This is a genomic window from Okeania sp. SIO2F5 (assembly GCF_010692685.1).
GTDB lineage: Bacteria > Cyanobacteriota > Cyanobacteriia > Cyanobacteriales > Microcoleaceae > Okeania > Okeania hirsuta.
On sequence record NZ_JAAHGU010000237.1, the window covers coordinates 1 to 5,977 of the forward strand.

5 protein-coding genes, 1 tRNA gene and 1 pseudogene are annotated in these 5,977 nt (G+C 37.4%); 2 read left to right on the plus strand and 5 right to left on the minus strand.

Annotated elements, in window-relative coordinates:
* The first annotated feature begins 571 nt into the window (after nt 1–571).
* Together F6K27_RS32070 and F6K27_RS32075 are read left to right on the plus strand one after the other, a co-directional pair.
* Nucleotides 572–1,219, plus strand: coding sequence for a histidine phosphatase family protein (locus F6K27_RS32070; RefSeq protein ID WP_124154290.1), 648 nt, complete (start codon nt 572–574; stop codon nt 1,217–1,219).
* A 154-nt stretch (nt 1,220–1,373) separates the two neighbouring features.
* Nucleotides 1,374–2,135 (plus strand): YebC/PmpR family DNA-binding transcriptional regulator, encoded by a 762-nt coding sequence (locus tag F6K27_RS32075; protein ID WP_124143729.1) that lies wholly within the window; start codon nt 1,374–1,376, stop codon nt 2,133–2,135.
* 728 nt (nt 2,136–2,863) lie between these two features.
* On the opposite strand, the gene F6K27_RS32080 is transcribed toward F6K27_RS32075, so the two are convergent.
* The 5 genes and pseudogenes from F6K27_RS32080 to F6K27_RS34515 form a co-directional block, all read right to left on the minus strand.
* Nucleotides 2,864–2,934: transfer RNA gene (locus F6K27_RS32080), tRNA-Gly, on the minus strand.
* An 89-nt stretch (nt 2,935–3,023) separates the two neighbouring features.
* Complete coding sequence (locus F6K27_RS32085; protein WP_375339727.1) at nt 3,024–3,383, minus strand: adenylate/guanylate cyclase domain-containing protein; 360 nt, start codon at nt 3,381–3,383, stop codon at nt 3,024–3,026.
* 3 nt (nt 3,384–3,386) lie between these two features.
* Complete coding sequence (locus F6K27_RS34505) at nt 3,387–3,548, minus strand: hypothetical protein (RefSeq protein ID WP_375339368.1); 162 nt, start codon at nt 3,546–3,548, stop codon at nt 3,387–3,389.
* Nucleotides 3,549–4,705: 1,157 nt separating this feature from the next.
* Nucleotides 4,706–5,280: pseudogene (locus F6K27_RS34510) on the minus strand (GAF domain-containing protein); the annotation flags it as partial.
* The gene (locus F6K27_RS34515) at nt 5,280–5,594 is read right to left on the minus strand and encodes a response regulator (RefSeq protein ID WP_375339728.1); all 315 of its coding nucleotides are present in this window, start codon (nt 5,592–5,594) and stop codon (nt 5,280–5,282) included. The gene F6K27_RS34515 and the pseudogene F6K27_RS34510, both read right to left, overlap by 1 nt.
* Nucleotides 5,595–5,977 lie beyond the last annotated feature (383 nt).

Consider the following 5,977-nt stretch of genomic DNA (forward strand, 5'->3'; position numbering starts at 1 on the left):
ATCTATTGCTAGGGAATTAACTTTTCACAGTTTTAACACATTGTTTGTGAAATATCAACATTGATTGCGATTCATCCCGACGCTCCCCTTCGGGAGAGCGCGGGTCTTCTCGCAACACTTTGATAAAGTATTTCAGGGTATCAAAAAAAATAGCTTCCTCAAGTAGAAGAAGCTGAAACTAATTACAACACACAAACCAATAAAATAATCATTAACGAACAAGTTAATACTTAATTTATCCATCTATAACATTAGCAGCTATTTCAGTTTTTTTATGTGAAGATCCGATGAAGATACTGAACAGTTTTATGAAGATTTTGTAAAGACACAGCAGATATATCACTTTTGTCCTGAAAAGAATGCCAAATGTAATAAAGTGATGTGACAATAGTCAAGATTTCAAAGAGGGTTTTCAAATAGATAGACTACAGTTGTCAAAGCATTCTCCTACTGCCTACTCTGTAAGGACATTTTGAAAGTCTGCTGTTCCCTGTTCCCTATTCCCTATTTCCTAGCGCGTAGCCCTGTAATTGCTATATATTTAAAATTGCAATCTGCAACAGATGAACCTATGTTTCAACAAACAGTCTGGATAGCAAGGCACGGAAACCGCATCGACTTCGTAAACCCCGAATGGTTTAACACTGCTGAAAGACCATACGATCCTCATCTGTCGGATGATGGTGTCATTCAAGCCAAACAACTGGCAAACCGTTTAGTTGGGGAAAATATCACTCAAATTTTTTCCTCTCCCTTTCTGCGAACCGTACAAACTGCCAATGAAGTAGCAGAAGTTCTTGATTTACCTATTAAACTAGATTGGGGCTTGTGTGAATGGTTAAATCCAGAATGGATGCCTGCTATGCCAGAAACTCTATCCCTAGAAATAATGGCCAAAGCTTACAAAAGAATAGATCTTTCTTACAATGCAGGCACTCCCCAATATCCTGAAACTTGGGAAGCTTGTATGAAGCGCACTGGAGAAACTTCTCAAGGTCTAGTGGCACAGTTTCCCACAGAAAATATTTTATTACTGGGGCACGGAGCTTCAGTTATTGGCACTGCTGCAGGATTAGTAGGTGAAATTGCTAAGATGGAAATCAAAGCCTCTGTTTGTTGTTTAGTTAAAATTGTTCGTGAAAAACAACAATGGGTCATGGAATTAAGTGGGGATACTTCTCATCTAGATAATATAGAAACCAATGTCAGGTTTGTTTAGCCTAACTCATAGTTGAGTTTTGAGGAAAGCCATAAAAAGCGTTAAAATATAATTTCGATAGAAGTTTGATAACTATTGTACCAGGATTTTTATGCCTGTGAATAGTTATCAACATTAGTGATGAAAATGTATTTTTTTTACGCTATTTGATTTTATGGCAGGACACAGTAAATGGGCGAATATTAAACGCCAAAAAGCTAGAGTTGATGCCGTTAAAGGCAAAGTGTTCGCTAAAATTTCTCGCCAGATCATTGTTGCTGCCCGTAGTGGGGCTGATCCGGCTGGTAATTTTCAGTTGCGTACAGCGATAGATAAGGCAAAGGTGGCAGGTATTCCCAATGATAATATCGAGCGGGCGATCGCTAAAGGTTCTGGTCAGTTCAATGATGGTAATGAACTTGAGGAAATTCGTTATGAAGGTTATGGGCCAGGTGGGATAGCGATTCTGATTGAGGGACTTACAGATAATCGTAACCGTACAGCAGCAGACCTCAGAAGTGCATTTACTAAAAATGGAGGTAATTTAGGTGAGACTGGTTGCGTAAGTTGGATGTTTAACCACAAGGGTGTGGTGACTATTACAGGGTCTGTTGATGAGGATGAATTATTGGAAGCATCTGTTGAAGGAGAAGCGGAATATTATGAAATGATTTCTGAAGAAGATTTTCAGGGTGCAGAGGTATTTACTGAAACTACTAATTTGGAAAATCTTAGTCAGATGCTACGAGGTAAAGGTTTTGATGTGAGTGAAGTTGAGTTTCGATGGATTGCTAGTAATACTGTTGAGGTGACAGAATCAGACCAGGCACGATCACTCCTCAAGTTAATGGATGCTCTTGACGATCTTGATGATGTGCAGAATGTGACAGCTAATTTTGATATAGCAAATGAACTTATTTCTGCTGCTTTAGTTTAGATTATTTTTTCCCAGATAATTCTGGGAACAATCTAACTATAATTAAAAGCATAAACTCTCATGGAAATAAAGATGGTTTTTCAACTGGAATCTCAAAAGCACTCAACTGTGTTGGATATCAACTATCCATCAGCACAGTCTTAAATGGTAATTTTTTATTATTTACCGCACATAAAATCATTGATTCCAGATGATCTATTTTTGTTTTTTTATCAGTATCTGGGTCATAAATTCGATAATCTATGAGCCAAAATTGTTCGATTTTTAGATTGAAATATATACAATTTACTATTCCTAAGATCTGCAGTGGAATTATTTATACAATGTGGGACTTACACAAAATAAAGCGGCGTTGCTGAATCAAGGTATGAAAATAAAAACTGAAGAATCTCAAATATTTGTCATTAATATAGTTTAGCAATCGCCAAAAAATACAAATCATACCCCAAGTCAGCAACGCTACTAAAGCCACAAAATTGGCTCAAATATAGATAGGCAGAGGCTTTTACCTCAAAAAGGCATAAATCCTGAATAAGCACGGGTTCTAGCCATTTTTAAGGCATCGACGTAATTCCCTTTATAGTTAAACAAGCCATTAAAAATTGGCCAATTTTAGTTAGGTTTAAGTAAGCTTCTTTGTACGGTTTTTGTACACATTTCCATATTTTTTCATCTGTCTAGTAAAGAAAGAAGCTTGAAAAGTTGTAAACTCGTTATTTTAACTTATAAGCGGGTAGGGGGAATCGAACCCCCATCATTAGCTTGGAAGGCTAAGGTTTTACCACTAAACTATACCCGCAGTTGTTTCTTTACTATAACACACTTTTCTAGAATTGCAACAAGTCCAGAAGAAAAAATTTTTAGATCATATTTACTGCCATCTCAGCTTTAAGTTATAGAGTCTCGACTAACTACAAAACCTAAAACCTCTTGATCTATATCTTTCAACTTCAGATACCCAGACTTTTTCACCTCTCGACTATCCACATAGTTAGCAACAGTCTGCGATACCAAAATTGTATTTGGCTCTGCAGCTTCCTGTAGCCGAGCTGCAATATTTACCGATGGGCCAATAGCTGTATAATCAGACCGCTCTGCACCACTAAACATTCCCACTACAGCATTACCCTGATGAATACCACAACGAAACCTCACTGGTGAAGCCCCATTCGGGCCAATTAACACCAGATTTTGCCACCTCTCATTTAATTTATCCAAAGCTTTTAACATGGCCCTAGCTGAAGCCACTGCTCATTGCACCTGCTCATCTGCTGTCAACTCTTCAGGTGAACCATAAATTGCCATCACAGCATCTCCCACAAACTTATCCACAGTAACACCATTAGCAAAAATGGCTTTTGTCATCTCTGCTAAATATTCATTTAACAACTCACCTATTCTACGAGCTTGCAAAATATTCGACCAGTGTGATAATTTGACACCATGTTAGCGGAGCTTTGGGTTAGCAAAATTCCCGGTCTCCAATCATCACAAGTTGATCTTTTTTCAATCAACGTCAAACTGGCCAAATAACTGCCTTCTGTTGTCCTAAATTACTACTACCTTTTTTTTCTCAAACTTGCCAATAAATAGATGAGGCTCGTTTTTGGTAGATAACTCCTATGACAAATATATTCTGATCTGTCCATTGTGTTCTATCTATAGTTAGAATTAATCGACTACCATCAGAAAATTTTCTACTGATAATCATTGTAATCATAGGGAACCAAAACAAGGCAAGACTTCAGGAAAATAATCTTAAAAATCTTTGTATATGTTTTCGACGGCTTTCAGATTTAATGGGCCAAGGAAAACAAGCTGTCAGCCTTTCTATTTTGACAGTTTTTTGGACAGTAATTAACCTGGGCGAAAATTTTTCAAGTTGGAAGTTGAGTATTGGTCAAAGATTGTGGAAAATATGATTCATACAATGATAAAAATTGCATTTGGGTCGGTCTCTGTGTGTAAGTGGACCGACTTTTTGAGCATAAAATGTGGCTGATGGCTACTATAGCAATGTGCGCTGGCATATTGACAAATTACAATAACTGTCCAATAGCTAGAAGTCTTATATTATCGGTTTTTTATTCCCCCTTCCGGAGCTGTTGCCTTCCGGAACTGTTGCCTGCGCATAGCGCTAGATCAATAATTGACATAAAAATCAACTCAAATTAGGGAACAAGGGTGAGGTACGGGAAGTGTACCTCACCCTTCTCTACAAATGATGATCATGATCAAACAGGAAAAATCTTTTTGATACAGAGTTTTAATAGTTGAAACCCTTATATCACAATAGTTTTGAGGTGCTTTTCACCCCGTGAGCCACAATATTGTCACAGAAAGCTACGAGATTATACCAATTCCCATGCATTAATGCTATATTTCCGATGAACTTCAGTTATTAAGTAATAATAATCGTTTAGTAATGTTTATAACGATTATCGGCATTAAGCCAAGATATCTTATCTCTTTTCACCCTACTCCCTACTCCTTTTTCCCCTCCACCGGAGGGGTTAGGGGTGGGTCCCTACTCCCTACTCTCAAAAAGATGTAGCAATACTTTTGAGTTTGATATTACAGGGTTGAAAAGAAGGCTGCATTCTTCCAGCATCAAGTCTTTGCAAATCTAATAATTGATTAACTAATCTCAAGAGACGACGAGAATTACGCAGTGCAATCGCACCTCGATCTAGAGGTAAATCTCTGCTGGAATTAACTGCTTCTTCTCACAAACCGATCGTTAAAGTTAAAGGTGTACGAAATTCATGGGAGATATTTTGGAAAAATTCTTTTTGAGGCGGTCTGCTTCTATTAGTCGTTCAACTTGTTGTCTGGTTGTTTGGTATAGACTGGATTGTTGCACGGCGATCGCTGCTTGGGAAGCTACTGCTTCCGCTAGTTCAATTTCAGAAGCTTGCCATTGGTGTCTGTCGTCATTGTGACGTAGAGAAATACTACCAATAATTTTACCATTGACAGTTAGGGGTACTACCATCAAAGCGCGAGTATTAGAGCGTAAGGGTAGTTAATATTCGTTAAATTCCGGATTGATCTTCAGATCGCAAATTGCTATTGTTTTTTTTGTTTTTAGCAATTCCATTAAAACAGGATTACTACGAATGGGAGCAAATGACTGAGGTAATTCTATTGCAGTTGATGATCGATCGTTATCAGGAATTTCTCTATATCAGTGAATCCAGTTAAAACAATTCGAATAGTATTAGGGTATTGGTTGGCAGTTAAACTCAAGAATTCTGTACCACTCATTTTGGGCATTCGCTGGTCTGAAATAATTACAGCTACTTCCTCAGATGTTTCTAGAATTTTTAGAGCTTCCAGTCCACTTTGGGATCCCAACACCTTGTATTCTCTGTGGAAAGTACGGTAAAGAAGGCCTAGATTGTCTAATTCGCCATCGACAACCAAAATTTTCGGTTTAAGTTTTTTTCTAGAACTCATGCACCGCTCTCCGTGCTTTCAAGTCAGTAATGATAAATTATGATTTAGCAAGTTACAGTTATAGATGGGACTCTATTGTGCTGGACAACCGAATGCTAGATGTCCATTTACATCTGTAATAATCAACCAAAAAGCAAATCACCAACTTTGGTACTTGCTTCACTGAAAAAAGGTGCTTCAATCACAGTGATTATTATCAATAATTTATTCATTATCAAGTTAATTAAATTTAATTAAGTGAATAATCTTGATCTTGTATAGAACCCATTTGAGATCTATATAATTATGGTAGTCAAGTCTTTTCGCGCATTAATTTTGAGGAAAATTCAGTTGAAGGAGTGTTGAATTTTTTGTATTATCTCTCCCCAAATCTTCCCTCTTAA